22 protein-coding genes and 1 pseudogene are annotated in these 25,446 nt (G+C 68.5%); 14 read left to right on the forward strand and 9 right to left on the reverse strand.

Annotation, left to right across the window (positions count from 1 at the left end; all coding sequences use genetic code 11):
• A pseudogene (locus ABNX41_RS15100) lies at positions 1 to 194 on the reverse strand (hypothetical protein); the annotation flags it as partial.
• A 274-nt stretch (positions 195 to 468) separates the two neighbouring features.
• On the opposite strand from ABNX41_RS15100, the gene ABNX41_RS15105 reads away from it, so the two are divergent.
• From ABNX41_RS15105 to ABNX41_RS15115, 3 genes are all read left to right on the forward strand, one after another.
• Complete coding sequence (locus ABNX41_RS15105) at positions 469 to 1,053, forward strand: RNA polymerase sigma factor (RefSeq protein WP_438670558.1); 585 nt, start codon at positions 469 to 471, stop codon at positions 1,051 to 1,053.
• Positions 1,044 to 1,931: an anti-sigma factor family protein gene (locus ABNX41_RS15110; RefSeq protein WP_438670559.1), complete on the forward strand. Its 888-nt coding sequence runs from the start codon at positions 1,044 to 1,046 to the stop codon at positions 1,929 to 1,931. Before ABNX41_RS15105 ends, ABNX41_RS15110 begins: the two co-directional genes overlap by 10 nt.
• A gap of 319 nt (positions 1,932 to 2,250) precedes the next feature.
• Entirely contained in the window at positions 2,251 to 2,409 is a 159-nt protein-coding gene (locus ABNX41_RS15115; RefSeq protein WP_438670560.1) for a hypothetical protein, read from the forward strand.
• Positions 2,410 to 2,658: 249 nt separating this feature from the next.
• Here ABNX41_RS15115 and ABNX41_RS15120 read toward each other — a convergent pair whose 3' ends face one another.
• Positions 2,659 to 3,552: a LysR family transcriptional regulator gene (locus ABNX41_RS15120; protein ID WP_438670561.1), complete on the reverse strand. Its 894-nt coding sequence runs from the start codon at positions 3,550 to 3,552 to the stop codon at positions 2,659 to 2,661.
• A gap of 100 nt (positions 3,553 to 3,652) precedes the next feature.
• Between ABNX41_RS15120 and ABNX41_RS15125 the strand changes: the two genes are divergently transcribed.
• The 3 genes from ABNX41_RS15125 (at position 3,653) to ABNX41_RS15135 (ending at position 7,800) form a co-directional block, all read left to right on the forward strand.
• Positions 3,653 to 4,603 (forward strand): aldo/keto reductase, encoded by a 951-nt coding sequence (locus tag ABNX41_RS15125; RefSeq protein WP_438670562.1) that lies wholly within the window; start codon positions 3,653 to 3,655, stop codon positions 4,601 to 4,603.
• 24 nt (positions 4,604 to 4,627) lie between these two features.
• Positions 4,628 to 5,422 (forward strand): SDR family NAD(P)-dependent oxidoreductase, encoded by a 795-nt coding sequence (locus ABNX41_RS15130; protein ID WP_438670563.1) that lies wholly within the window; start codon positions 4,628 to 4,630, stop codon positions 5,420 to 5,422.
• Positions 5,423 to 5,739: 317 nt separating this feature from the next.
• Positions 5,740 to 7,800 (forward strand): TonB-dependent receptor plug domain-containing protein, encoded by a 2,061-nt coding sequence (locus ABNX41_RS15135; RefSeq protein ID WP_438670564.1) that lies wholly within the window; start codon positions 5,740 to 5,742, stop codon positions 7,798 to 7,800.
• 84 nt (positions 7,801 to 7,884) lie between these two features.
• On the opposite strand, the gene ABNX41_RS15140 is transcribed toward ABNX41_RS15135, so the two are convergent.
• The 3 genes from ABNX41_RS15140 to ABNX41_RS15150 all read right to left on the reverse strand — a co-directional run bounded on the left by ABNX41_RS15140 (position 7,885) and on the right by ABNX41_RS15150 (position 12,920).
• Positions 7,885 to 9,948, reverse strand: coding sequence for an oxidoreductase (locus tag ABNX41_RS15140; RefSeq protein WP_438670565.1), 2,064 nt, complete (start codon positions 9,946 to 9,948; stop codon positions 7,885 to 7,887).
• Positions 9,949 to 10,218: 270 nt separating this feature from the next.
• Positions 10,219 to 10,818: a response regulator transcription factor gene (locus tag ABNX41_RS15145; protein ID WP_438670566.1), complete on the reverse strand. Its 600-nt coding sequence runs from the start codon at positions 10,816 to 10,818 to the stop codon at positions 10,219 to 10,221.
• Positions 10,815 to 12,920 (reverse strand): two-component system sensor histidine kinase NtrB, encoded by a 2,106-nt coding sequence (locus tag ABNX41_RS15150; RefSeq protein WP_438670567.1) that lies wholly within the window; start codon positions 12,918 to 12,920, stop codon positions 10,815 to 10,817. Before ABNX41_RS15150 ends, ABNX41_RS15145 begins: the two co-directional genes overlap by 4 nt.
• A 150-nt stretch (positions 12,921 to 13,070) precedes the next feature.
• On the opposite strand from ABNX41_RS15150, the gene ABNX41_RS15155 reads away from it, so the two are divergent.
• The 4 genes from ABNX41_RS15155 to ABNX41_RS15170 all read left to right on the forward strand — a co-directional run bounded on the left by ABNX41_RS15155 (position 13,071) and on the right by ABNX41_RS15170 (position 17,283).
• Positions 13,071 to 14,075: a TRAP transporter substrate-binding protein gene (locus tag ABNX41_RS15155; RefSeq protein WP_438670568.1), complete on the forward strand. Its 1,005-nt coding sequence runs from the start codon at positions 13,071 to 13,073 to the stop codon at positions 14,073 to 14,075.
• 79 nt (positions 14,076 to 14,154) lie between these two features.
• Positions 14,155 to 14,796 carry a TRAP transporter small permease gene (locus tag ABNX41_RS15160; RefSeq protein WP_438670569.1) on the forward strand — a complete coding sequence of 214 codons (642 nt, stop codon included), beginning with the start codon at positions 14,155 to 14,157 and terminating at the stop codon, positions 14,794 to 14,796.
• A complete protein-coding gene (locus ABNX41_RS15165; RefSeq protein WP_438670570.1) occupies positions 14,797 to 16,119 on the forward strand; it encodes a TRAP transporter large permease in 1,323 nt (440 codons plus the stop codon). It abuts the gene before it with no gap.
• 126 nt (positions 16,120 to 16,245) lie between these two features.
• Positions 16,246 to 17,283, forward strand: coding sequence for a GlxA family transcriptional regulator (locus tag ABNX41_RS15170; RefSeq protein ID WP_438670571.1), 1,038 nt, complete (start codon positions 16,246 to 16,248; stop codon positions 17,281 to 17,283).
• A gap of 15 nt (positions 17,284 to 17,298) precedes the next feature.
• On the opposite strand, the gene ABNX41_RS15175 is transcribed toward ABNX41_RS15170, so the two are convergent.
• The gene (locus tag ABNX41_RS15175; protein ID WP_438670572.1) at positions 17,299 to 18,213 is read right to left on the reverse strand and encodes a LysR family transcriptional regulator; all 915 of its coding nucleotides are present in this window, start codon (positions 18,211 to 18,213) and stop codon (positions 17,299 to 17,301) included.
• 227 nt (positions 18,214 to 18,440) lie between these two features.
• Here ABNX41_RS15175 and ABNX41_RS15180 point away from each other — a divergent pair, with 227 nt between their 5' ends.
• The 3 genes from ABNX41_RS15180 to ABNX41_RS15190 are packed head-to-tail and all read left to right on the forward strand — an operon-like array spanning position 18,441 to position 21,053.
• The gene (locus tag ABNX41_RS15180; RefSeq protein ID WP_438670573.1) at positions 18,441 to 18,710 is read left to right on the forward strand and encodes a hypothetical protein; all 270 of its coding nucleotides are present in this window, start codon (positions 18,441 to 18,443) and stop codon (positions 18,708 to 18,710) included.
• Positions 18,711 to 18,714: 4 nt separating this feature from the next.
• Entirely contained in the window at positions 18,715 to 20,499 is a 1,785-nt protein-coding gene (locus tag ABNX41_RS15185) for a monovalent cation:proton antiporter-2 (CPA2) family protein (protein WP_438670574.1), read from the forward strand.
• Positions 20,496 to 21,053 carry a DUF924 family protein gene (locus ABNX41_RS15190; RefSeq protein WP_438670575.1) on the forward strand — a complete coding sequence of 186 codons (558 nt, stop codon included), beginning with the start codon at positions 20,496 to 20,498 and terminating at the stop codon, positions 21,051 to 21,053. Before ABNX41_RS15185 ends, ABNX41_RS15190 begins: the two co-directional genes overlap by 4 nt.
• Positions 21,054 to 21,199: 146 nt before the next feature.
• Here the strand turns inward: ABNX41_RS15190 and ABNX41_RS15195 are convergent, their stop codons facing one another.
• The 3 genes from ABNX41_RS15195 to ABNX41_RS15205 form a co-directional block, all read right to left on the reverse strand.
• The gene (locus ABNX41_RS15195; protein WP_438670576.1) at positions 21,200 to 21,364 is read right to left on the reverse strand and encodes a DUF2218 domain-containing protein; all 165 of its coding nucleotides are present in this window, start codon (positions 21,362 to 21,364) and stop codon (positions 21,200 to 21,202) included.
• Between the two features lie 72 nt (positions 21,365 to 21,436).
• The gene (locus tag ABNX41_RS15200) at positions 21,437 to 22,342 is read right to left on the reverse strand and encodes an MBL fold metallo-hydrolase (protein ID WP_438670577.1); all 906 of its coding nucleotides are present in this window, start codon (positions 22,340 to 22,342) and stop codon (positions 21,437 to 21,439) included.
• Positions 22,343 to 22,445: 103 nt separating this feature from the next.
• The gene (locus tag ABNX41_RS15205; RefSeq protein ID WP_438670578.1) at positions 22,446 to 23,498 is read right to left on the reverse strand and encodes an AI-2E family transporter; all 1,053 of its coding nucleotides are present in this window, start codon (positions 23,496 to 23,498) and stop codon (positions 22,446 to 22,448) included.
• 192 nt (positions 23,499 to 23,690) lie between these two features.
• Here ABNX41_RS15205 and ABNX41_RS15210 point away from each other — a divergent pair, with 192 nt between their 5' ends.
• Positions 23,691 to 25,427 carry a hypothetical protein gene (locus ABNX41_RS15210; RefSeq protein ID WP_438670579.1) on the forward strand — a complete coding sequence of 579 codons (1,737 nt, stop codon included), beginning with the start codon at positions 23,691 to 23,693 and terminating at the stop codon, positions 25,425 to 25,427.
• Positions 25,428 to 25,446: the final 19 nt, after the last annotated feature.

Consider the following 25,446-nt stretch of genomic DNA (forward strand, 5'->3'; position numbering starts at 1 on the left):
GCCGAGGGCCGCGACCGGCCGCCCCGCCCGCCGCGCGACGGCGCCGAGCCCGCCGAGGCCCCCGATCCGCCGCCCGAGCCCGAGGCCCGCGCCACCCCGATCCCGGAAAGCGAGGGCATGACATAGGCCAGCCCCGAGGCCAGCCCAAGCCGGGCCAGCAACTGGCGGCGGGTCGGGGCGTTGGATTTCGTCATCGCGCTTGTCTCCTGATCCGGGGGGTTCGGCGAGGTTTTCAGGCGGCACCCGCAGGAGGACCCCAAGGGTGGCCCCCTTTAAACGGCGCGGCGGGCCCTCTTATTCCCCCGGTCTCCGCGATTTTTCCCCGGGCCTTGCCCCAAAAGACACGCCGGGGCGAAAAAAGTCACGTCCCCACCCGGTTTTTGCCGCCGAGCGGCATGTTTTTGCGCCCCGGCCGGGAATAAAATCGCCCGGCCCCCGTTCTTCGCGGGTGGAGAACGAGGAAATGCGATGACCGCCCCCGAGCGCCCGCCAGCGGGCAACGCCGCACGCGCGACCGAAACAGAAGACGAGATCAGGGCCCGGATGATCGGCCTTCTGCCGCGCCTGCGGGCCTTCGCGCGCAGTCTTGCCCGGTCGCAGCATGCGGCGGATGACCTGGTGCAGCAGACCTGCGAAAAGGCCCTGCGCAACCTGGGCGCCTATACGCCGGGGACGCGGCTGGATTCCTGGCTGTTTCGCATCATGCGCAACGGCTGGATCGACGATCTGCGCGCCGCGCGCCGGTTCGAGACCATCGAGGACCAGCCCGAGACCGCCCTTCGGGGCGAGGACGGGCGCGAGACCGTGATGGCGCGGCTGCAATTGCGCGCGGTCGAACGCGCGATGGACAGCCTGCCCGAGGAGCAGCGCGTGGTGCTGATGCTCGTCTGCGTCGAGGGGATGCGCTACCGCGAGGTGGCGCAGGCACTCGACCTGCCCGAGGGCACGGTGATGAGCAGGCTATCGCGGGCGCGCCTGGCGCTGGCGGAGCGGCTGGAGGCGGGCGGCGGGATGCGGGCCGCGGGCGGGAAGGACGGGAAAACATGGATGTGAGCGACGAAATGCTGATGGCCCTCGCCGATGGCGAACTCGATCTTGCGACCGCGCAGGCGCTGCGCGCCCGGCTGGCCACCGACCCGGGCCTGACCGCGCGGTTCGAGATCTTCCGCCGCAGCGCCGAGGCCCTGCGCGCCGCGATGGACCCCGGCCCGGTGCCCGAGCGCCTGCTGCGCAGCGTGCTGGAAAGCGGCGGGGCAGGGGGGGCCGAAGCGGCGGGCGTGGTGGCGGGCCTGGCCGGGGACCCGGGCGCGCCGTCGCACCGGCGGACGGGGGAGGGGGCGCGAACCTTGCCCGCCCACCAGATCTCGCCGGATCCGCAGGGCAGGGGAGGGGAGGCGGGGACCGTTCCGCCGATCCATCGCGGCAGCCGCCCCTCCGCCCCGACCCCCGCCCGCCGCCCGCGCCGCGCGGGGGAACGGCGGGGCGGCCTGCGGCCCATCCTGCGCCACGGCTTCGGGGCAGGGCTTGCGGCGGCGCTGCTGGCGCTGGCCTTCGGCCTTGGCTTTCAAACCGCGCCCCGCAGCCTTGGGACCGGGGCGCCGGATCCGCTGCTGGCGCTCGGCACCGGCGGGACGGCGGATCTGCCCGGCGGCGGGACCACGCGGGTGCTTGGCAGCTATGAGACCGACCTCGGCCTGTGCCGGATCCTTGCCACCGAGACCGGCACGACGACCAGCCGCGACATCCTGTGCCACGAGGCCGGGATCTGGCAGGTGGCGCTTTCGATCAAGACCGGCGCCACCACCGGCTTCGCGCCGGCCTCGGATCTGATCGCCGAGACGCTGGACCTCTATCTCGACGGTATCGGCGCCGGATCGGCGCTGGAACCGCATGCCGAGGCGGAGGCGCTGGCCCGTAGCCCTCAGGAATAGCTGCGGGCCCGGCCTTAGCAGGCTGCTGAAAAAATCATGTGCAACCGCAGCTTGCGTCAAAAGACAGGAAATTCGACCGACAGCGCGCCAAAAACAGGCCGTTTTCGGTCCAATTTTCTACCGTGTCGGGAAGATTTTCGCTTCAAGACAGCCCCAAAATACTCTTTCAGCAGCCTGTTCGTCGCCGCCGCAAGCCCTCCCGCAACCGGCCAGCCGATGTTCCCCCTTGGGGCAAGGGCAGACAGCGGCCGGAGGGCACCCGGTCCCCCCGGCACCTTCAAGGGCAGAGGCTGCATGGAAATCCGGTTCGGGATTTACCTTGGAACGTCTTTCCTCCGCGACCGGCCATACCATGGCCAGCTATTATCCGACCGCGATGCGCCGTTGGTTCATGTCCGAGGCGCGGATGATCACCCGGGACTATTATCTGATCTCGGGGCATGACGCGATCGCCCTGGGAGCCAAGAGCTGCGACTGAGGCGTCGCAACCGCGCAAAGGGGGCCCCCACTGATGAGGGCGATCATTCGGCCCGGTCCCGTCCTGGTGGGCAACCGACGATTTGCGGCGGATCCAGGCTGTGGCGCCAAGGCATCCGCCGTTCTTTCACAACATCCGATAATTCAACATTATCGGATGTTATATGCAGCCGACAGGCACGGCGGTTTTGGGACATGTAATCCCATAAAAGCGCCTCCATCTCAAGCCTCCCCGCCCCATTCGTGCGGTTCAGGCCCGATCCGGCCCGAAGCGTTCGGCGATGAAGGCCACGAAACTGTCGAGCTTCTGCGTCCGCCGCCGCCCCGGTGGGGTCAGCAGATGCATGGGGCGCGCGGGCGGGCGGTAGTCCGGCAGCAGCGCCACAAGCCGCCCGGCGGCGAGATCGGTGGCCAGCAGCACCTCGGGCTGCAAGATGATGCCCAGCCCTTGCAAGGCCGCCACGCGCAGCGCGGGCCCCATATTGGCGACGAACGGGCCGGAGACCTCGACCGCCACCCGGCCTTCCGGTCCGTCGAAGCTCCACAGGTCCCGCGGCACCCAGTGCGCCAGGCCAAGGCAGGCATGCCCGGCCAGGTCCCGGGGATGGCGGGGCGTGCCGCGCTCGGCCAGATAGGCGGGCGCGGCGCAGGCCACCAGCCGGTAGGGCGCCAGCGCACGCGCCCGCAGCGAGGTATCGGCCAGCGGGCCGATGCGGATCACCACGTCGAAACCCTCGTCGACCAGATCGACCATCCGGTCGGTGATCGACAGCTCCACCCGCACCTCGGGGCAGCGGCGCAGATAGTCGGGCAGGGCCTCGGCCAGGCTCGAAGAGCCGAAGGAGATCGGCGCATTCACCCGCAACAACCCGCGCGGGCGCGACTGGCTTTCCGCGGCAAGGCTTTCCGCGGCCGCGACCTCGGCCAGAACGATGCGGCAATGCTCCAGGAACTGCGCGCCGACATCGGTCAGGCTCTGTCGGCGCGTGGTGCGGTTCAAGAGCGGGATCTGCAACCGCTCCTCCAGCGCGCGGACATGCTTGCCCACCATGGCCGCCGACAGGCCGAAGGCCTGCGCCGCAGCGGTGAAGGAGCCCGTCTCCACCACCTTGACGAAAACCGCCATGCTGGTCAGCCGATCCATGCCATTCGAAACCAATGGTTCGCAGTCTTCGCACCATACCGATATTTAACGCGGAATGAACCGCAATTATCTAAAGCCTCGACCCCAGAAGGAGAGCATCATGCACCAACGGCAGCTTGGCCGCAGCGGCATCGCGATTTCACCCCTTGTCTTCGGCGGCAATGTCTTCGGCTGGACGGCGGACCGGGCACGGTCCTTCGACCTGCTCGACCGTTTCCTCGGCGCCGGGTTCGAGACCGTCGACACCGCCGATGTCTATTCGGCCTGGGTGCCCGGCAATGCCGGGGGCGAATCCGAGACGATCATCGGCGACTGGATGGCCGCGCGCGGCAACCGCGACGCGGTGACCATCGTCACCAAGGTCGGGATGGAGATGGGGCCAGAGGAAAAGGGCCTCTCCGCCACCTGGATCGAGCGGGCGGCCGAAGCCTCGCTCCGCCGTCTGAAGACCGACCGGATCGACCTTTATCTCTCGCATCTGCACGACGAAAGCGTGCCTTACGAAGAGACGCTCTCGGCCTACGACCGGCTGATCCGGGCGGGCAAGGTGCGCGCCATCGGCGCCTCGAACCACAGCGCCGAGCAGCTTCGCGCCGCGCTGGACGTCTCGTCGGCGACCGGCCTGCCGCGATACGAGGTGCTGCAACCCGAATTCAACCTGCACAACCGCGCGGGCTACGAGGGCGCGCTTTCGGATCTGGCCCGGGCCGAGGGGATCAGCACCATCACCTATTACAGCCTGGCCAGCGGGTTCCTGACCGGCAAATACCGCAGCGCGGCCGATCTGGGACAGAGCCCGCGCGGCGCCGGGATCAAGGCCTATCTCACCCCGCGCGGGCTGCGGATCCTGGACGCGCTGGAGGCGGTGGCGGGCGCCCATGGCGCCAAACCGGCCGAGGTCGCGCTGGCCTGGCTGATCGCGCGCCCCGATGTGACCGCGCCGATCGCCAGCGCCACCTCGACCGAGCAACTCGACAGCCTGATCCGCGCCACCACCTTGCAACTGGGCGCGGAGGATATCGCCGCGCTGGATCAGGCCAGCCGCGCCTGACCGCCGACACAAGGGAAGAAAAGCATGAAGATCGACCTTACCGGCAAGACCGCCATCGTCACCGGATCGACCGCGGGCATCGGCTTTGCCATCGCGAAAGGGCTGGCCGGGGCGGGGGCCCTGGTGATCGTGACCGGCCGCACGGCGGCGGCGGCCGATAAGACGGCGGATGTGATCAACGCCGATCTGCCCGCACCGCTTGCCCATGGCGTCGGGGCGGATCTTGCCACGCCCGAAGGCGCGCGGGCGCTGATCGAAGCCCGGCCGGAGGCGGATATCCTGGTCAACAACCTTGGCATCTACGAGGCGAAGCCGCTTTTCGATCTGGAAGATGCCGATTGGGAGCGGGTCTTCTCGGTCAATGTGACCAGCGGCGCGCGGCTGACACGGCATTACGCGGCGGGCATGAAGGCGCGCGGCTGGGGCAGGATCCAGTTCGTCTCAAGCGAATCCGCCCAGAACATCCCGGTCGAGATGGTGCATTACGGCGTGAGCAAGGCCGCCGTCCAGGCGCTGTCGAGGGGCTGGGCCAAGGCTCTGGCGGGCAGCGGCGTCACCGTGAACGCGATCCTGCCCGGCCCGACCAGGACCGCCAATGCCGAAAGCTTCCTCGCGGGCCTTGCCGCCGAGCGCGGCATTCCCGTCGAGGAGATCGAAGGCCGCTTCCTGGCCGAGAACCGGCCCTCGACCATCATCCGCCGCTTCGCGACCCCCGAAGAGGTGGCAAGCCTTTCGGTCTATGTCGCATCGCCCCAGGCCAGCGCCACCACCGGCGCCGCGCTGCGCGTCGATGGCGGCGTGGTCGAGAGCATCACCTGACGGGCGGCAGGCGGTCGGGCGGGGCGGTGCCGCATGGCCTGCGTCCCCACAGTCCCAAGGTGCCCGCCTGCCACCTTCGCCAGGAAGGATCAATGCGATACGGATCCCCGCCAGCCTTGCCCTGACCAATCCGTAAGCGGCGAGATCACTTTATCGTCATAGGCCCCGAGCGTGGCACAAAACTGTGCTCCCTCGGACATATTGCGACAAAAATCCCACCCTGCGCGTGTTGTGGCCCGGGGCAGAAGGCTCTTCAAGACAGGCAATCCAGCCAGCGATTCCGCGAGCCAATTCTCCAGATCCAGAAGGGGCTTTCCATGAAATCCTACCGCACGCGCTGCCGTTCGGGCTCGGCGCTTTCGCTGCTCATGACCCTGGGCATCGCCATGGGCGGTGCGGCCCGGGCGCAGACGCTGGACACCGAGGAAGACGCGCAGCTTCTCGGCACCATCGTGATCACCGCCTCGTCCATCGCGACCACCGTCCAGGACGCCCCGGCGTCGATCACCGTGATCGACTCGACCACCATCCAGGAAACCGGCAGCCGCGACCTGCGCGACGTGCTGCGCACCATCCCGGGCCTGAACCTGTCGCGGACCAACGGCGGCGAATCCGGCACCGTTTCGATCCGCGGCCTGTCGGCAAGCCGCACACTGGTGCTGGTCGACGGCAAGCGCATCAGCTCTGGCGGGGCGATGCTGCGTGACTATCAGGGCGATCTTTCCATGGTGCCGCTGGATTCGATCGAGCGGATCGAAGTGGTGCGCGGCCCGATGTCCACGCTTTACGGCTCGGACGCCATGGGCGGGGTGATCAATATCATCACCAAGAAGAACACCGATTACTGGTCCGGCTCGGTGACGACCGATTTCGGCTTTGCCGAAAGGGCGACGACCGGCGACAACCGCAAGATCTCGGCCTTCGTCTCGGGCCCGGTGGGCGAGAATGTCTCGTTCTCGGCCTGGGGCAGCGTGAGCGACCGCGAAACCCCGACAGCCTTCACCTATACCAACGATGCGGGCACCGTGACCAGCGTTCCGGGCGGCGGCGGCGCGGCGGTGAAGACCATCGGCGGGCGACTGACCTGGAACCCCACCGACAATACCGAATGGAGCTTCGAGGCCAGCACCACCGAGGAGAAATATCACGAGGCCGACGGCGCGCATGACAGCAACCTGCTGGGCAAGGACAGCATCGCGCTGATGAACGAATGGCAATTGGGAACCGGCACGCTTTCCAGCTATCTGCGCTTTGAAAAGAGCAGCAACGAGGCCTGGAACGGAACCACCCTGAGCTGGCGCGACCCGATCGAATACGAGACCACCACCTTCGAGACGCGCTATACCGATTTCACGACCTTCGGCGCGATGCAGCTTGAATATACCTTCGGCGGGCTGATCGCGCACGACAAGCTGGTCGATGCGACCAATGTCGCCGCCTCGCCGGTCAGCGAGGTCGACACCTGGGCGCTTTATACCGAGGGCCGTCTCGACGTCACCGACCGCCTGTCGCTGACCGGCGGCCTGCGCCTCGACCATCACGACAAGTTCGGCGAGCATGTCACTCCGCGGATCTATGCCAACTACGATCTGGGCGACGGGCTGATGCTGAAGGCGGGCTATGCCCAGGCCTATGTCGCGCCCAGCCTGCGCAGCCTGAACCCCGATTACATCATCTCGTCGCGCGGCAACGGCTGTCGGCCCTATCCGGGCCCGTGCCGGATCGTCGGCAATCCCGACCTGGATCCCGAAACCTCGGACAACTACGAAATCGGCCTGAACTATCAGGGCGATACGCTGAGCTGGGAACTGACGGCCTTCTACAACGACGTCACCAACATGATCGGCGCGCGCAACACCGGCACCATCGACCCGGCGACGGGCTTCGTGCTGTTCCAGAGCGACAACATCGACGAGGGCAAGACCGCGGGGATCGAAGGCGGGCTGAGCTGGGACGTGAACAACGACCTGACCTGGACCAACTCCTTCACCTATATCGCCAAGTCGGAATTCAAATACGACTTCCTCGAAACCTCGTTCCCGATGGCCACCACGCCGGAATGGAACATCACCAGCAGCCTTGCCTGGCAGGCCAGTGACAAGCTGAACCTCAGCGGCACGGTGACCTATGTCGGCAAGCAGGCCAATCTCGTGACCTCGGCCAGCGTCAGCGCCGAGGCCGGTGCCGACCGCGCCGTCGCGGCGGGGCAGAACAGCAAGGCCTATTTCCTTGTCGACGTGGCCGCCTCCTATGACCTGACCGACAGCACCCGCCTGAATGTCGGGATCTCGAACCTGTTCGACGAACAGCCCGTGGACGAAGTGGTCTATCGGGAAGACGGTCGGCTGTTCAAGATCGGCCTGACGACCAAGTTCTGATCCCGCCCCGGGCATCAGGCACCAGAAAGGCAAGGGCCGCAGCGATGCGGCCCTTGTTTTTCGGTGCGCTTTTCGGGGTGGCTTTCAAAGCCGGGCGGCCAGCCTCGTGCCCTGGTCGATGGCGCGTTTCGCATCCAGCTCCGAGGCCCGGTCGGCGCCGCCGATCAGATGCACGGGACGGCCCGCCGCCTCCAGCGCGGGCAACAGGTCGCGCAAGGGCTCCTGCCCGGTGCAAAGGACGATGGTGTCGACCTCGATCAGCTCCGGCGCCTCGCGCGCGGCGCCGTGGCTGATCCACAGCCCGCGCGGCTCGATCCGTTCGTAGTTCACCCCGCCCTGCATCCGCACCCCGGCGCGTTTCAGCGTGGCGCGGTGAATCCAGCCGGTGGTCTTGCCCAGGCCCTTGCCCGGCGAACCGGGCTTGCGCTGCAGCAGCGTGACCTGGCGCGCGGGCGGGGCGGGACGGGGCGCGACCAGGCCGCCACGGGCCTGCGCCGGATCGCCCACCCCCCATTCCGCCGCCCAAAGCGCCGGATCGGGCGCCGAAGCAGCGTCCTCATGCAGCAGGAACTCGGCCATGTCGAAACCGATGCCGCCCGCGCCCAGGATCGCCACCCGCGCGCCCACCGGCGCGCCATGGGCCAGAACCTCGACATAGGACAGCACCCGGCCCTCGGCCCGGCCCGCCTCCTGCCCGGGGATGGCGGGATCGCGGGGGGTGACGCCGGTCGCCAGAACCACCTCGTCATGGCCCGCCAGATCCTCGGCCGCCACCCTGCGGCCGGGGTGCAGGCGCAGGCGGCCGGTCGCCGCCAGATCCTCGATCCGGCGGGAGAAATAGCGCAGGGTCTCGGAAAATTCCGCCTTGCCGGGGATGATGCGGGCCATGTTGAACTGGCCGCCGATCCGGGCCGAGGCCTCGAAAAGATCGACCGCATGGCCGCGCTCGGCCAGGGTGGTGGCGCAGGCCAGGCCCGCGGGCCCCGCCCCCACCACCGCGATGCGCCGGGGAGCCGGGGCCGGGGCCAGGATCAGCTCGGTCTCGTGGCAGGCGCGCGGATTGACCAGACAGGAGGCGGTCTTGCCCTTGAACACATGGTCCAGGCAGGCCTGGTTGCAGGCGATGCAGGTGTTGATCCGATCGGCCCGGCCCGAGGCCGCCTTGGCCACGAAATCGGGATCCGCCAGCAGCGGCCGCGCCATCGAGACCATGTCGGCATCCCCCGCCGCCAGGATCCCTTCGGCCACCTCGGGGGTGTTGATGCGGTTGGTGGCGACCAGGGGGATCGAAACCTCGCCCCGCATCTTGCGGGTGATCCAGGCGAAGGCGCCGCGCGGGACCGAGGTGGCGATGGTCGGCACCCGCGCCTCGTGCCAGCCGATCCCGGTGTTGAGGATGGTGGCCCCGGCGGCCTCGACCGCGCGGGCCAGGCGGGTGATCTCGTCCCAGTCGCTGCCCTCGGGGACCAGGTCCAGCATGGAAAGCCGGTAGATCAGGATGAAATCGGGGCCCACCGCCTCGCGCACGCGGGCGACGATCTCGACCGGAAGCCGCATCCGCCCGGCGTAATCGCCGCCCCAGCCATCCTCGCGGTGGTTGGTATGAGCGGCGATGAACTGGTTGATGAAATAGCCCTCGCTGCCCATGATCTCGACGCCGTCATAGCCCGCCTCGCGCGCCATCCGGGCGCTGCGGACAAAGGCGCGGATCTGCCGCTCGACCCCCCGGGCGGTCAGCGCGAAGGGCGTGAAGGGCGAGATCGGCGCCTTCAGCCGCGAAGGCGCCACCACGAATGGGTGATAGCCGTAGCGCCCGGCATGCAGGATCTGCGCCGCGATCTTGCCGCCCTCGGCATGGACGGCATCGGTGAGCTGCCGGTGCCTGCGCGCCGCCGCATGGGTCGAGAGCATCCCCGCCATCGGCTTGGTCCAGCCCGCGACATTGGGCGAAAATCCCCCGGTCACGATCAGCCCGACGCCGCCGCGCGCGCGTTCGGCGAAATAGGCGGCCAGCCGGGGCAGGGTCTTGCCGCTGTCCTCAAGCCCCGTGTGCATCGAGCCCATCAGCACCCGGTTGCGCAGCGTGGTGAAGCCGAGGTCGAGCGGGGCGAGCAGATGCGGATAGGGCGCAAGGACGGTATCTGGCATGGCAAACCTGCTGGATCGGAACGGCATAAGGGCCAGGGCGGACGGGACAGCGGGAACGGCGCGCGCAGGGCCAGACCGGCCGCAGGGGCCGCGCCCCTTTCGCCGTCGCGACCTCCTCCCCTGGCCTCCCCGCCCGGCCCCCCTCTTGCGGAGCTTGCGCCCATCCTGCGCCCGGGCGGCAGGCGGGATCAACCGTGCCGCCCGCCCGGAGGACCGGGACGTTGCGTCAGAACCGATGTCGGGCAGGACAGGGCAGGGCCTGGCAGGGGGTCAGCCGCGCGGCCCGATCAGCGCGGCGAGTTCGAGTGCGTTGCGCACCCCCATCTTGGCCAGGACCCTGCCGCGATGCACCTCGACCGTGCGCATGGCGATGCCGAGCGCCTCGGCGATCTGCTTGTTCATGGCGCCGGTAAGCATCAGGTCCATCACCTCGGCCTCGCGCGCCGAAAGCGTGGCGCGGCGCTTTTCGATGTCGCGCTGGCTGGCGGCCTCGGCCTCGGCGGCCTCGCCCGCCGCGATCGCGTTCAGCGCCAGATCCACGATCTGGTTGTCGTTGAAGGGCTTTTCGACGAAATCGAAGGCCCCGGCCTTCAGCGTGCGCACCGCCACCGGCACATCGGCATGCCCGGTCAGGAAGATCACCGGCACGACCGAGCCCATGATGCGCAGCCGCTCATAGACCTCGGGGCCGGACATGCCGCCCATCCGCACATCCATGATGATGCAATTCATGTCCTCAAGGGGCTGGGCCGCCAGAAAATCCTCGCCCGAGGCCCAGACCCGGGTGCGCAGCCCGCGCGAGGCCATGAGGAAGGCCAGCGCGTCGCGGATCGCCTCTTCGTCGTCGACGATGTCGATCAGGCCGGTCATGCGGTTTCCTCCTTGTCGTCTGGGGGCTGCCGGGTGGCGGGTCGGGCGGGCGGGTCGGGCTCGTCGGCGACGAAACCCTCGGCCCCGGCAAGGGGCAGGGTGACGCGAAAGACCGTGCCGCCGCCGGGCAGGGCGGCATGGGTCAGATGGCCGCGATGCAGTTCCACGATCGAGCGGCAGATCTTCAGCCCCATGCCCATGCCCTGGGCCTTGGTGGTGGCGAAGGCGTCGAACAGCTTGCCTTCGACATCGCTGGCGATGCCGGGGCCGGTGTCGGAAATCTCGATCACCGCCTCGTCCTCGCGTTCGGAAAGGCGGATGGTGACGGTGTCGCCGTGGCGGGTCTCGGCCATCGCCTCCATGCCGTTGCGGATCAGGTTGATCAGCACCTGTTCCAGCAGGATGCGGTCGGCGGCCACCGGCGCGGCGCCCGGCCCCTCGGCCACCAGCCGCACGCGATGCTCGCGCGCATCGGCGGCCAGGAAGCCCAGCGTCTCGGCGATCACCCCGGCCAGTTGCAATTCGGTGAATTTCGGCTCGCGCTTCTTCACCAGGTCCTGAATGCGGCGGATGATCAGGCCGGCGCGGTCGGCCTGCTGCGCCATCTTGCGCGTCGCGGTCTGCAAAAGCACGGGATCGGCGCCGCCCCGCTCCATCAGGTTGAGCATGCCCGCCGCGTAGGAGGCGATGGCCGAAAGCGGCTGGTTCAACTCATGCGCCAGGGTCGAGGCCATCTCGCCAAGCGTCACCAGCCGTCCGGTGCGGGCCAGCGTCTCGTCCTGCGCGCGGGTGCGGCGGGCGGCGCGGCGGGCCTCGGTGATGTCGATCACCGAACCCATCCAGCCGCGATGCACGCCGCGCGCGTCGATCAGCGGGGCCTCATGCACCTCGACCTCGATCTCGCGCCCGTCGCGGGCCAGGAAACGGGTCTCGAACCGCTGGCTGACCGCGCCCCCGGCGGCAAGCTGGCGGTGGCGGGCCTCGGTCTCGGCGATGATCGAGGGATCCCAATAGGGCATGGGCGAGGGGCGGCCGATCAGTTCGGCCTCGGTCCAGCCGACCAGGTTGCAGAAGGCCGGATTGACGAAAAGGATGCGGCCCTGATGGTCCTTGGCGCGCAGGCCCACGGTCAGGCTTTCCTCCATCGAGCGGCGGAAGGCCGTCTCGCCGCGCAGCCGCATCTCGACGGCGCGGCGGCGCTGCGCGGAATGGTAGAGCACCGCCATGGCCAGGATGGCGAAGGCCGCCAGCCCCGCGATGGCGCCGAAAAGCGCGGTGGAGCGGAAGCCCTGCGGCCGGTCGTAGGCGCTGATATGCAGCCAGGTGCCCGCCAGCGGCGGATCGAAGCTGATCGCATGCGAGGGGTTGCGCGGATCGGGCTGAAGCCGCTGGCGGGTGGCCAGTTCCGCCCCCGAGGCATCCACGAGCCGCACCCCGTATTGCTCGGCGATCCACCAGGGCAGGTGACGCTCCAGCACCAGGGGCAGCGAGACGGTCGTGGTCAGCACCCCGCCCCCCGCCTCGGGCGACAGCGCAAGGCCCATGGTCAGCCGCCCCTGGCCGTCCAGCGCGCCATAGACCGGGCGCGCGGTGCCGGTGCCGCTGCGCATCAGCATCTCGACCAGCGCGGCGCTGGTCGGCGCGCCCGCCCCCGGCAAGGCCCGCGTCACCTGGCCGTCCGGGCCATGCCAGACGATCGACAGCACCTCGGCATTCCCGGCGATATGGCTGCGCGCCCGGGCGTCCAGCGTGGCGCGCGGCACGCCCCCCGCCGCATCCAGCGCAAGGCGCACCAGCATGTCCTCGTCGACGCCAAGCTGGAAGCGCAGGGTCTGCTCGACCCAGAGCGCATCGGTCGCGACCTTGATCCGCGCGCTTTCCTGATCGCCCCGTGCCACCGCCCAGACCAGGGCCCAGACCAGCGCCACCAGCGCGATGATCGCCAAGAGCGGCACCAGCGACAGAAGGTCGATGCGCCGCGCCGCGCGCCCGGTCTCGAAAGCCCAGGGGTCGGCCTGCGACAGCGCGTCCGGGCGGGTCGCCTCGGCCGGGCGGGCCTCTTGCGGGGCCCGGCCCCCCGGCGATGCGGTCTCGGCGGTCACGGGGTTTCGCTGCCTTTCGCGATGTCCTGCGCATTGCGGAAAAGGGCTGTTAGCGCCCCAATTGCGGGAATCCACAATAGCGGAATTGTGAACATGGTGACAAGGAAGCATCGACCCGCTGCGGAGGGCGGGGCAAACGGAGGATCCCGAATGTTTAACCGTCGTTCGCTGGCCGCCCTTGCGGGTGCCGCCGTCCTTGCACTCTCTGGCGCGCTGCCCGCTCTGGCGCAGCCGGTGGTGATCAAGTTCAGCCATGTCGTCGCGCCCGACACGCCCAAGGGCAAGGCCGCGCTGAAGTTCAAGGAACTGGCCGAGCAATATACCGAGGGCAAGGTCGTCGTCGAAGTCTATCCCAACAGCCAGCTCTACAAGGACAAGGAAGAGCTTGAGGCGCTGCAACTGGGCGCCGTGCAGATGCTGGCGCCCTCGCTTGCGAAATTCGGCCCGCTGGGCGTCCAGCAGTTCGAGATCTTCGACCTGCCCTATCTGATGGCCGACTACGACGACCTGCGCAAGATCACCGACGGCGAGGTCGGGCAAAGCCTTCTGGGCCTGCTGGACGACAAGGGGATCAAGGGCCTGGCCTATTGGGACAACGGCTTCAAGATCATGTCGGCCAACACCCCCATCCAGGTGCCGGACGATTTCCTGGGCCTGAAGATGCGCATCCAGTCCTCGAAGATCCTCGAGGCGCAGATGCAGGCGCTGATGGCGGTGCCGCAGGTCCTGGCCTTTTCCGAGGTCTACCAGGCGCTTCAGACCGGCGTCGTCGACGGCACGGAAAACCCGCCCTCGAACATGTTCACCCAGAAGATGCACGAGGTGCAGAAGCACGCCACCCTCTCGAACCACGGCTATCTGGGCTATGCGGTGATCGTGAACAAGGCGTTCTGGGACGGGCTGGACCCGGCGCTGCGCGAGCAGCTCGACCGCGCCATGGACGAATCCACCGTCTATGCCAATTCCATCGCCAAGGAAGAGAACGACTGGGCCATGGACGAGATGCGCAAGCATGGCTACACCCAGTTCCACGAACTGACCGAGGACGAACGCGCCGAATGGCTCGAAGTCCTGCGCCCGGTCCATGACGAGATGGCGTCGCGCATCGGCGCCGACCTTGTCGCCAAGGCGCATGAGGTCCTGGGGATCGAATAATCCCGCCTTCCTTCACCGACAGACCACCCAGAGGGGGGCGCAACCCCGCGCCCCCCTTCCCATTCCGACGAGGCCCGCCATGTTCATGCGCATCCTCGACCGGTTCGAAGAGATCCTGATCTCGGTGCTGATGGCAGCGGCGGTGATCCTGATCTTCTTCACGGTCGTCCACCGCTTTTCGATCGGCTTTGCCGCCGATATCGTCTCTTACGCCCGCGCCAATGACATGCCCGAGCTTCAGGCCTGGGCAAGGTCGGCGTTCCGTTCGATCAATTCGATCAAGCTGACCTGGGCGCAGGAGGCGTGCATCTACCTCTTCGTCTGGATGGCGAAATTCGGCGCCGCCTATGGCGTGCGCGTCGGCATCCACGTCGGCGTCGACATGCTGGTGATCCGGCTGGATCCGAAATGGCGCCGCATCGTCACCATCATCGCCATGTCGGGCGGCATCCTGTTCACCGCGATCCTGGTGTGGATCGGATCGACCTTCGTCTATCACGTCGGCGTCGGCGGCCAGATCTCGGCCGATCTCGAAATCCCGATGTGGCTGGTCTATCTGGCCGTTCCGCTGGGCTCGGCGCTGATGTGCTTCCGCTTCATCCAGGCGCTTTGGACCTATGTCACGACCGGCGTGATCGTCCATCACGACCACGGCCATGTCGATGGCGTCGAGGAAGAAGCCGCCGCGCAGACCGCCCCCCAGACCGGAGGCCAGAAGTAAATGACCGCCCTTATCATCTTCGCGATCCTTGCGGTCCTTCTGGCCACCAGCATGCCGGTTTCGATCGCGCTTGGCCTGACGGTGTTCAGCTTCCTGTTCGCCTTCACCAACATCCCGATGGATTCCATCGCGCTGAAACTGTTCACCGGCATCGAGAAGTTCGAGATCATGGCGATCCCGTTCTTCATCCTGGCGGGGAATTTCCTGACCCATGGCGGCGTGGCCAAGCGCATGATCGCCTTCGCGACCTCGCTGGTGGGGCACTGGCATGGCGGCATGGGCCTGGCCGCCGTCGTGGCCTGCGCGCTGTTCGCCGCCATCTCGGGCTCGTCGCCCGCGACGGTGATGGCGGTCGGCTCGATCATGATCCCGGCCATGGTCAAGATGGGCTATCCGCCGCAATTCGCCGTGGGGCCGGTCGCGGCCGCCGGGGGGCTCGGGATCCTGATCCCGCCCTCGATCGTCATGGTGATGTATGCGGTCGCCACCTCGGGCATGGTGGTGACCGGCCCGGAAGGCGAGGCGGTGCTCTCGCCCTCGATCGGGCAGATCTTCATCGCGGGCGTGGTGCCGGGGCTGATCCTGGCGGCGATGTATGCGGTGACCACGGTCTGGCGCGCCTGGCGCAACGGCTATCCCCGGCTGAAGCGCGCGACCTGGATGGAGCGGTTCGCCGCCTTCCGCAAGTCGGTCTGGGGGCTGATGCTGATCGTCATCATCATGGGCGGGATCTACGGCGGCATCTTCACGCCGACCGAGGCCGCCGCCGTCTCGGCCGTCTATGCCTTCATCATCGCCGTCTTCGTCTACAAGGACATCCGGCTGAAGGACGTGCCGCGCATCCTGCTGACCTCGGCCGCGATGTCGGCGATGCTGCTCTACATCATCACCAATGCCGTGATGTTCGCCTTCATCCTGACCTCGGAACAGATCCCGCAGCAGTTGTCGGACTGGATCGTCAGCCTGGGCTTCGGCAAGATCGGCTTCCTGCTGATGGTCAACATCATGCTGCTGGTCATCGGCATGGTGATGGAGCCTTCGGCGATCATCCTGATCATGGCGCCGATCCTTTACCCGATCGCGGTCAAGCTGGGCGTCGATCCGGTGCATTTCGGCATCATGCTGATCGTGAACATGGAGATCGGGCTGGCGACGCCGCCGGTGGGGCTGAACCTCTACGTCGGCTCGGCAATCTCACGGCTGGGGCTGACCGAGGTGTCGAAGGCGGTCATTCCCTGGCTGCTGACCGCGCTCGTCTTCCTGATGATGATCACCTACATACCCGAACTGACCCTGTGGCTGCCAAGGCTGATGGGGATGTAGCGGGACGCGGGCCCGAGCCGAACGGAAAGCGGCCACGGAGGAAACTCCGTGGCCGCTTCGCATTTCTGTTGCCCAAGCGCGGGAGTTGCGCTGTGATCCCCGCGCGACCGTCGACAGGAGAGCGGCATGGAAGAACGCCCGGCAGAGGCGAAAGAGGCACCGGCCCCGCGCAGCTATGTCGCGCCCGGGGTGCATCACGTCGCGATGGAGGCGGGGGCCGCGCCGGTCACCGTCACCTTCGTCCTGATGCCGCAGTTCACCCTTCTCGCCTTCACCGCCGCGCTGGAGCCGTTCCGGGTCGCGAACCAGCTTGCCGGGCAAGAGCTGTTCCGCTGGCATGTCCATGCCGAGGCGGGCGGCGCCGTCACCAGCTCCACCGGCGTTCCGGTCCAGACCGACGGGCCGCTTCCGGTCGAGCCCGCCCCCGGCTATGTCCTGGCCTGCGGCGGCGTCCGGCCCGAGCGCAACGTGACCCCCGCCCTGGCCAACTGGCTGCGCTTCGCCTGGCGAAGGGGCTGCACGGTGGGCGGGCTTTGCACCGGCGCCTATGCGCTGGCCCAGGCCGGCATCCTGCGCGGGCGCAAGTTCACCCTGCATTGGGAAAACATCGACGCCTTCCGCGAGGCCTGGCCCGATCTGGAGCCCGCGCGCCAGATCTATTGCTTCGACGACCGGATCGTCACCTGCGCGGGCGGCGCGGCGGGGGCGGATCTCAGCCTCAAGATCATCTCGGACAATTTCGGCCCGCTTCTGGGGCAGGAGGTGATGGACATGTGCCTGCTGGTCCACCGCCGCCAGGCCGAGGACGGCCAGACCGCCTCGCATGCCGCGCGGCTCAAGACCCGCAACACCAAGGTCCTCGCCACCATCGCGCTGATGGAGGCGCGGATCGACCAGGGGTTCGAGCTGCAATCCTATTGCGACCATGCCGGCGTGACGACGCGGCAGTTGCAGCGGCTGTTCCGCCGCCATCTGGGCATGACGCCGCAGCAATACATGAACGACCTGAGGCTGCGCCACGGCCGGATGCTGCTGACCGAGACCAACATGCCGGTGCTTGAGGTGGCCCTGGCCTGCGGCTACGACAACAGATCCAGCTTTTCCAAGGGGTTCCGGCGCAAATACGGCGTGGCGCCGCAGCATTTCTCGCATTTCGGCGGCTGAGGGCGGCCCGGGGGCCTAGCCCCCGGCGGGCGGGGCCAGCGCCCCGGCCACCAGATCCGCCAGCCAGTCCGCGAAGACCGCCAGCCTGCGCGTCATGCGCGAGGGGCCGGGAAACAGCAGATGCACCGGCATCGGCGCGGGCCGCGCCTCCGGCAGCACCTCGACCAGTTCGCCCGCGCGCAGATGCCCGGCCACGTCATAGGCCGGGATCTGGATCAGCCCAAGGCCCGCCAGCGCACAGGCGATATAGCCCTCGGCGCTGTTGGCGCTGACCTGCCAAGGCACGCGCAGGCCATGGTCGCGCCCGCCCTCGTGCCATTCCCATTCCATGATCCGGCCCGAGCGGGGCGAGGCATAGGCCACCTGCAGATGCGCCGCCAGATCGGCCGGGACCGAAGGCGTGCCGTAGCGCGCCAGATAGGCCGGGCTGGCGACGTTGATTTGCGCGATGTCGCAGATCCGCCGGGCACGCAGGCCGGATTCGACCAGTTCCCCCACCCGCAGCGCGCAATCCACCCCCTCGCCGATCAGGTCGACCGGGCGGTCGGTCATGCCGATCTCGACGAAGATGCCGGGATAGCGGTCCAGAAAGCCCGGCAGCGCGGGCGCCAGCACCAGCCGCCCGATCCGGCCCGGCACATCGACCCGGATCCGCCCGCCGATCCGCCGAGCGGCCTGGCGGAACATGGTCTCCAGCTCTTCGCTGTCGGCCAGGACGGCCAGGCAGCGGTCGTAGAACTCGTCCCCCTCGGCGGTAGGGGCGACGCGACGGGTGGTGCGGTGGACCAGCCGGGCGCCGATCCGCGCCTCCAGCTCGGCGATGGCGGCCGAGACGCTGGAGCGCGGCATCTGCAACCTGTCGGCGGCGCGCGAAAAGCTGCGCGCCTCGACCACCCGCGCAAAGATCCGATACAGGTCCAGCCGGTCCATTGTTCGCCTCTTCTGACAGGTGAATGCGTGATTTGCTGATTTATCCCGCCTGATCGAAGAGTAAACAGGGCTTGCAGCACCGCAAGGCGAAAGCCCCGCGGTCCTGCCTGTTTCTGGTATCGGCCGGTGCGAGTGACGGCCCCGCGGTCCCCCCAGAGGCCCGGGGCCTGTTCCCGGCGCATCGCGGCCGGGGAATCGCCGCGCGCGGCAAGGACGGGGCGGATTTCATGCATGTCATGCTGGTGATCGCGACGGGGCTGCTGCTTTTGGCGGTCTTTGCGATGTTCGGCCATCTGTGGGGCCATGGCGGCCCCGACATCGCCCGCGCGGTGCACTGGTTCGTGCAGGTCTGGGCCGGGCTGGCGCTGGCCAACCTGTGGATCGGCGTGACGAAGGCGGGTTACACCATCGCGCAGGAGCTGCCGGTCCTGATCCCGGTCTTCGCGGTGCCGGTGGCGGTGGCGGCGCTGGTGATCTGGCAAGCGGGAAGGGGCTGAGACAATGGCGACCGAAATGGCAGAGGCGGCGGCGCATCACGGCGGCGGGGTGGATCTGGACCTTGTGGTCGTGCTTCTGGCGGCGGCGGTCGTGGCCGTGCCGCTGTTCCGGCGGATCGGGCTGGGCTCGGTCCTGGGCTATCTGGCGGCGGGGCTGGCCATCGGGCCCTGGGGGCTTGGCTTCTTCCACGACGGCCAGGCAATCATCCATTTCGCCGAACTGGGCGTGGTGCTGTTCCTGTTCATCATCGGGCTTGAGATGCAGCCCTCGCGCCTCTGGGCCATGCGGGGCGAGATCTTCGGCCTGGGCGCGCTGCAGGTGGGTCTCGCGATCTTCGCGCTGATCTGGGTGGGGATCGCGCTTGGCTATCCCATCGAGGCAAGCTTCGTCGCCGGCACCGGCTTTGTGCTGACTTCGACCGCCATCGTCATGCAGATGCTGGACGAACGCGGGCAGATGTCGCAGCCCAAGGGCCGCCGCATCATCGCCGTCCTGCTGTTCGAGGATCTGGCCATCGTGCCGCTGCTGGCGCTGGTGGCCTTTCTGGCGCCGGGAGGCGAAGAGGCCACGCTGGCCGACCGGCTGACCTCGGTCACGGTCGGGCTGGGGGCGATCCTGGCGCTGGTCGCGGCCGGGCGCTGGCTTCTGGATCCGATGTTCCGGCTGCTGGCGCGTTTCGGCGCGCGCGAGGTGATGACGGCGGCGGCGCTGCTGGTCGTCCTTGGCGCGGCGGTGCTGATGGATGCGGGCGGGCTGTCGATGGCGATGGGGGCGTTCCTGGCGGGCGTCCTGCTGTCGGAATCCTCGTTCCGCCATCAGTTGGAAACCGAGATCGAGCCCTTCCGCGGCCTTCTGCTGGGGCTGTTCTTCCTGGGTGTCGGCATGGCGCTGGATCTCGCGATCATCGCGCAGAACTGGGTGGTGATCGCGATCTCGGTCCCGGCCTTCATGCTTCTGAAGATGGCGGTGATCTATGGCGTCGCCCGGTTCCTGAAGACCGACCGGGCCGAGGCGCTGGAGCGCACGGTCCTGATGGCCCAGGGCGGCGAATTCGCCTTCGTGCTTTACGCCGCCGCGACGCAATTCGGCATCCTGACGCCGGAATGGAACGCCAACCTGACCGCGATCATCATCATCTCGATGGTGCTGACGCCGCTGATGATCCTGCTGCACGACCGGCTGGCGCCCCGGCCGCAACCCTCGATGGACGGGGTGGAGCCGGTGGGGGCGCTTTCGGGCCGGGTGCTGCTGATCGGCTTCGGCCGCATGGGCCAGATCGTCAGCCAGCCGCTGCTGGAGCGCGGCCACAGCCTGTCGATCATCGAAAGCGATCCGCAGGCGATCCGCGACGGCGCGGATTTCGGCTTCAAGGTCTGGTATGGCGACGGGTCGCGGCTGGACATCCTGCATGCGGCGGGCGCGGGCGGGGCCAGCCTGATCATCGCCGCCCCCGGCGCGCGCGCGGCGGTGACCAGGATCGTCGAGATCGTCCGCCACGAATTCCCGCTGGTCCCGGTGCTGGCCCGCGCCTTCGACCGCGAACATGCGCTGGAGCTGGTGGCGCTCGGCGCCGATTACCAGATCCGCGAAACCTTCGAGAGCGCGCTTTCCATGGGCCGCGAGGCGCTGGTCCGGCTGGGCGACAGCCCCGAGGCCGCAGACGAGACCATGGCGCGGATCCGCGGCCGCGACGCCGACCGTTTCGCGCTGGAAACCGCGGGTGGGATCTATGCCGGACGCGACCTGATGCTGGGGAACGCGGGGGCGTCGCAGGGGGACGGGCATTGAGCGCACAGCCCCCCTGGGCCGAGGCCACGCGGCTGCTGGACTTCTGGCGCGCGGCGGGAAAGCGCGGCGCCTGGTTCTCGAAGGATCCCGGTTTCGACCGCGATTTTCGCGCGGGCTTTCTGGAGCTGCACCTGGCCGCCGCGCGCGGCGCCTGCGAGGGCTGGGCCGCCCGGCCCGAGGGCGCGCTGGCGCTGCTCGTGCTGCTCGACCAGTTTCCGCGCAACGCCTTCCGGGGCACGCCGCATATGTATGCCACCGATCCCGCCGCCCGCCGTCACGCCCGCGCCGCCGAAGCCCGCGGCGACATGGCCGCGGTCGCGCCCGAGCTGCGGCTGTTCTTCGCCCTGCCCTTCGCCCATTCCGAAGAGATCGCCGACCAGGATCTGTCGGTCGCGCTGAACCGCCGGCTGGGCCAGCCCTGGCTTGTCCATGCCCAGGGCCATCGCGACATCATCCGCCGCTTCGGCCGCTTTCCCCATCGCAACCCGATCCTGGGGCGCGAGACCACGCCCGAAGAGGCCGATTTCCTGCGCAAGGGCGGATTCTCGGGCTGAGGCCCCGGATCAGATCCCGGGATTCAGGCGGGTTTCGACCATGAAAGCCCCTGGAAATCCTCGCGAAAGGCGAAGTTCACCAGATGGCTGTCGATCACGAAACGCGCATGGATGATGTCCTTGACCGTCTCGCCGGTGACGGTGACCTAAAGCCCCTCGGCATCGGCGACCAGTTCCGCCGGGCCCATCGGCAGGGCGGCGCGGCCGCGGTGCTCGTCGAAACTCACCTCGACCTTATGGGCGAAATGCTTGCACAATTGCTGGATATATTTCGAGCCGTGGCTGGTCGGAAAGCGGGCGCTGGATTGCATGGCGGACACCATTGGTTGCGGATCGCGGCCTGAATAGACCGGGGCCGGGGGGCGGACAAGCCGGGGCGAGGCCTAGCCCCAGGGCGCCTTCAGAAGGTCGAGCGGAATTTTCAGATAGCGTCGGCCGTTGGATTCGGGCGCGGGCAGGCGCCCGCCATTGGTATTGACCTGAAGCGCGTGCAGGATCAGCTTCGGCATCGGCAGGGTCCTATCGCGGGCCTCGCGCGCGGCGACGAACGCCTCCTCGGTCCGGTGTTTCGAGATGTGGGAATTGGTCGCGCGCTGCTCGGCCACACTCGCTTCCCACATCGGCGCGCGCCCGTCCGGGCAATAATCGTGGCCGGTGAACAGCCGGGTCTCGTCCGGCAGGGCGAGGATGGCCTGGATCGAATGCCACAACGCCACCGCGCTGCCGCCGGGAAAATCGGCCCGCGCCGTGCCGCTGTCGGGCATGAACAGCGTGTCATGCACGAAGGCCGCATCGCCGATAACATAGGTGATCGAGGCCAGCGTATGGCCGGGCGAGAACATCACCCGCGCCGGCAGCGCGCCGATCAGGAAACTGTCGCCCTCATCGAACAGCCGGTCCCATTGCGAGCCATCGGCGGGAAAGTCGGGCCAGTTGTAGAAATCCTTCCACAGCTTCTGCACCTCGACGACCTTCGCGCCGATGGCCGTGAGCGCGCCCGTCTTGCGCTTGAGATAGTCGGCGGCCGAGAAATGGTCGGCATGCGGATGGGTGTCGAGGATCCATTCGACCGCATAGCCCTTGTCCGTGACGAAGTTCAGGATCCGGTCGGCCTCGATCGTGGCGGTCGCGCCGGATTTCTCGTCATAGTCCAGAACCGGGTCGATGATGGCGCATTTCTTCGCCTCGGGGTCGGCGACGACATATTGCACCGAGCCGGTGCGAGCCTCGTGGAAGGCGGTGACCTCGGGGCGCGCGCGGGGGGCAGGCTGGGGGTCTGCGGCAGACATTGACGGCCTTTCTGATCCTGGCTGAAACCGGGGCGGATCATGGCCCCGCCGACCGGCGGGGGCAAGATGGCCGGATGCCTCAATGGATGCCTCAATGGATGCCTCAGTCCCCGGTCCGGCTGTCGGCGAACAGCGTCCAGACCGCGACGAACAGCGCCGCGATCAGCGGGCCGATGACGAAGCCGTTGATGCCGATCAGCGCGATCCCGCCCAGGGTCGAGACCAGGACGACGTAATCGGGCAGCCGCGTGCCCTTGCCCACCAAGGGCGGGCGCAGCAGGTTGTCGATCAGGCTGATGACGAAGGTCCCGATCAGGATCAGCACCACCGCCTTGAGATACTGGCCCGAGGCCAGCAGCCAGACCGAAACCGGCATCCACACCAGGAACGCCCCCACCGCGGGCAGCAGCGACAGCACCGCCATCACCACGCCCGACAGCAGCGCCGCCTCGATCCCCAAGAGCCCGAAGGTCACGCCGCCGATGGTGCCCTGGATCAGCGCGATGATGACATTGCCCTTCACCGTCGCCTTCACCACATCCGAGAACTTGCCGAAGATATGGCTGGTCTGGGCGGCGCTGAAGGGGCTGGCGCGGCGGATGCTGGCGGCAAGGCCCGCGCCGTCGCGGAACAGGAAGAACAGCACGTAAAGCATGACGCCAAGGCTGATGAACAGTTGCGCCGTGCCCTGGCCGATGCTGAGCGCGCTGCTCGCCACCACCTGCGCCGCCTGGCCGACGAACGAGGTCAGGCGGCCGGTCACCTCGCCCAGGAAGGCCGAATCCAGGTCGGGCAGCCATTGGGCGATGAAATCGGGAAGCCGCGCCTCGACCTGCGCCAGCAGCGCCACCGGGTCGAACTCGCGCGACGAGAGGCGCTGGTAAAGCATGGTCGCCTGCCGCGCCAGCGCCGCCAGGATCAGCGAGCCGGGAATGACCACGATGCAGATGCAGCTCAGCACGCTGAGCGCGGCGGCCAGATTGCCCCGCCCGCCAAGGCGCCGCCTAAGCCAGACCTGCAACGGGTTGAACAGGATGGCGAGGATCGCCGCCCACAGGAGCGCGCCGTAGAACGGCAGGATCAGCCAGGCGAAAGCCACCGTCACCAGGATGACAAGGGCATAGAAGCTGATCCTCTGGGTCGCCGGGCTTCGCATCTGTTTCCTCGCTCCTGCCGTCTCGCGGGCCGTTCTCCGCCCGAAGGGAGGCGCCCTGTGGCGATCATGACCGATTTTGCGCGCCGGGGGCAGTCTTCTTCGCATCCACGGCATCGCGCGCCCGAACGGATGGGCGCGCGTGACGGTCCTTTTCATTTGATCGGGCGGCGGCGCGGCCCCTATCCTGCGGCCATGTCCAGCCCCCTGCGCCCGTTCCGCCGTCTTCTGCCCCCGCTGGCCGCGCTTTGCGCGCTGATGGCGGCGGGGGCGGCGCTGTCGCAATCCGCGCTTGAAGAGGAATGGGCCGAGATGGCGGAATTCTCGCTGGCCGACGAGATCGCGCCGGGCATGACGCTTGAGGATCTCGCGGCGGCGCGGATGCGCCATCACGGCGAGGGGGCGCGCCAGATCCTGTTGCGCCAGGATCTGCATGTGCCGCTGATCGACCTGCTGGCCGGGCGGGGCGCCGAGGGCGCGGTCATGGCGCGGACCCTGACCGCGCGGCTGCTGTGGAGCCACGGCCTGACCGCCGAGGCCCGCGCGGCCTATCTCTCGGCGCTGGATCTGGCGGGCGCCGAGGGGATCGCCGACGCGCTTCTGACCAGCCCGCTCCTGGAGCTTGCCCGGCTGGAGCTTGACGCGGGCGACACCGCCCGGGCCGGGGATCTGCTGGCCCGCGCCCTGGTCTGCGCCCCGACGCTCTGCCCCGGGGACCTGATGCGCCAACCCCTGCCCTGGGTTCTGGCCGGGGACCTGGCCCTGCCCCGCCGGGCCGAGGTGGATCTGGCGGTCGAGGGCTTTCTGGAACGCCATCTGGCCCGGCCCGCACCCGCGCTGGCCAGCTATCTGGGCGGGCGGGCGCTTCGGCTGGAAAACAGCCATCCCATCGAGGCCGCCGAATATATGGAGCGGGCCTGGCTGACCGGGCGGCTGGCCGATCACGCCACAAGGGCGGTGGAGCTTGCGGTCAAGGCCAATCGCTTCGCCCGCGCCATCGAGCTTGCGGCCGAGGCCGAGGCCTGGCTCGATTCCGCCGCGCCCGGCGGCGGGCCGAGCCAGATGCAGCGGCTGACCCTGCATGCCTGGTCGACCCGCGCGCGGCTGCGCGGCGGCGATCCGGCGGCGGGCGCGGATTACACCGAACTGGTCGAACGGGCACTGGCCCTGCCCTACAATCCGCCGAACTACAACACCGGCACCCATCATGTCGTGGCCGGCCTGATCATGCGCCATGTGATGGACACCGACAATCTGGCGGCGGCCGAGCGGCTGGCGCGCGCCCGCCTTGCGCAGAACGGCTGGCACGCCGACCGGACGCTGCTGGCGCGGATCCTCTATCGCCGGGGCGCGGCGCTGGAGGCCGCCGCCCTGCTGGCCGAGGCGCTGGCCGACGAGTCCCTGCCGGACTGGAAGCGCGCCCCCCTGACCGTGCAGCAGGCGGTCTATCTGCGCGCGGGCGGCGCCACGGCGGCGGCGGACGCGCTTCTGGCCGGGCTTGCCGCGCCGGATTACAGCCTGCCCGACCCCGGCCTTCCGCTGCCCGAAGGCGGTGTGCTGCCGCCCGAATTGTGGAACCCGATCGGCCTGCGTGACGAAGGCAATCACGAAGGCGCCGCCTGGGCCATGGCGCAGGGCCTGGCCTATGTGCCCGCCCTGGCGGCGCGCGGCCGGTATTCGGATGCGCAATGGCTGTGGCAGGTGGCCTTCACCCTGGCCCTTGGCGGAGAACCCGAGGCGGCCTTCCGGGTGATGTCGCTGGCCTCGGGCCTGGCGGTCCGGCTGTCCTTCGCCGATCCGACCGGCGAGGCGGGCGGATCCCTGCAACTGATGCGCCGCGACAACTGGCGCTATCTGCTGTTCGTCGACATCGCCTGGGCCACCGCGCAGGGCCGCGCGCCCGAGGCGATGCTGGTGGTCTCGGATTACTGAGCGCAGCTTGCTGGGCGCA

The organism is Pseudogemmobacter sonorensis, assembly GCF_042762395.1.
GTDB lineage: Bacteria > Pseudomonadota > Alphaproteobacteria > Rhodobacterales > Rhodobacteraceae > Pseudogemmobacter > Pseudogemmobacter sonorensis.

Excerpts from the sequence above, each read along its gene's own strand:
- ABNX41_RS15125 (WP_438670562.1), top strand. The coding sequence starts at position 3,653 with ATGCACCAACGGCAGCTTGGCCGCAGCGGCATCGCGATTTCACCCCTT.
- ABNX41_RS15130 (WP_438670563.1), top strand. The coding sequence starts at position 4,628 with ATGAAGATCGACCTTACCGGCAAGACCGCCATCGTCACCGGATCGACC.
- ABNX41_RS15195 (WP_438670576.1), bottom strand. The coding sequence starts at position 21,364 with ATGCAATCCAGCGCCCGCTTTCCGACCAGCCACGGCTCGAAATATATC.
- ABNX41_RS15185 (WP_438670574.1), top strand. The coding sequence starts at position 18,715 with ATGGCGACCGAAATGGCAGAGGCGGCGGCGCATCACGGCGGCGGGGTG.
- ABNX41_RS15165 (WP_438670570.1), top strand. The coding sequence starts at position 14,797 with ATGACCGCCCTTATCATCTTCGCGATCCTTGCGGTCCTTCTGGCCACC.
- ABNX41_RS15135 (WP_438670564.1), top strand. The coding sequence starts at position 5,740 with ATGAAATCCTACCGCACGCGCTGCCGTTCGGGCTCGGCGCTTTCGCTG.
- ABNX41_RS15105 (WP_438670558.1), top strand. The coding sequence starts at position 469 with ATGACCGCCCCCGAGCGCCCGCCAGCGGGCAACGCCGCACGCGCGACC.
- ABNX41_RS15175 (WP_438670572.1), bottom strand. The coding sequence starts at position 18,213 with ATGGACCGGCTGGACCTGTATCGGATCTTTGCGCGGGTGGTCGAGGCG.
- ABNX41_RS15180 (WP_438670573.1), top strand. The coding sequence starts at position 18,441 with ATGCATGTCATGCTGGTGATCGCGACGGGGCTGCTGCTTTTGGCGGTC.
- ABNX41_RS15210 (WP_438670579.1), top strand. The coding sequence starts at position 23,691 with ATGTCCAGCCCCCTGCGCCCGTTCCGCCGTCTTCTGCCCCCGCTGGCC.
- ABNX41_RS15120 (WP_438670561.1), bottom strand. The coding sequence starts at position 3,552 with ATGGATCGGCTGACCAGCATGGCGGTTTTCGTCAAGGTGGTGGAGACG.
- ABNX41_RS15170 (WP_438670571.1), top strand. The coding sequence starts at position 16,246 with ATGGAAGAACGCCCGGCAGAGGCGAAAGAGGCACCGGCCCCGCGCAGC.
- ABNX41_RS15200 (WP_438670577.1), bottom strand. The coding sequence starts at position 22,342 with ATGTCTGCCGCAGACCCCCAGCCTGCCCCCCGCGCGCGCCCCGAGGTC.
- ABNX41_RS15145 (WP_438670566.1), bottom strand. The coding sequence starts at position 10,818 with ATGACCGGCCTGATCGACATCGTCGACGACGAAGAGGCGATCCGCGAC.
- ABNX41_RS15110 (WP_438670559.1), top strand. The coding sequence starts at position 1,044 with ATGGATGTGAGCGACGAAATGCTGATGGCCCTCGCCGATGGCGAACTC.
- ABNX41_RS15140 (WP_438670565.1), bottom strand. The coding sequence starts at position 9,948 with ATGCCAGATACCGTCCTTGCGCCCTATCCGCATCTGCTCGCCCCGCTC.
- ABNX41_RS15160 (WP_438670569.1), top strand. The coding sequence starts at position 14,155 with ATGTTCATGCGCATCCTCGACCGGTTCGAAGAGATCCTGATCTCGGTG.
- ABNX41_RS15205 (WP_438670578.1), bottom strand. The coding sequence starts at position 23,498 with ATGCGAAGCCCGGCGACCCAGAGGATCAGCTTCTATGCCCTTGTCATC.
- ABNX41_RS15155 (WP_438670568.1), top strand. The coding sequence starts at position 13,071 with ATGTTTAACCGTCGTTCGCTGGCCGCCCTTGCGGGTGCCGCCGTCCTT.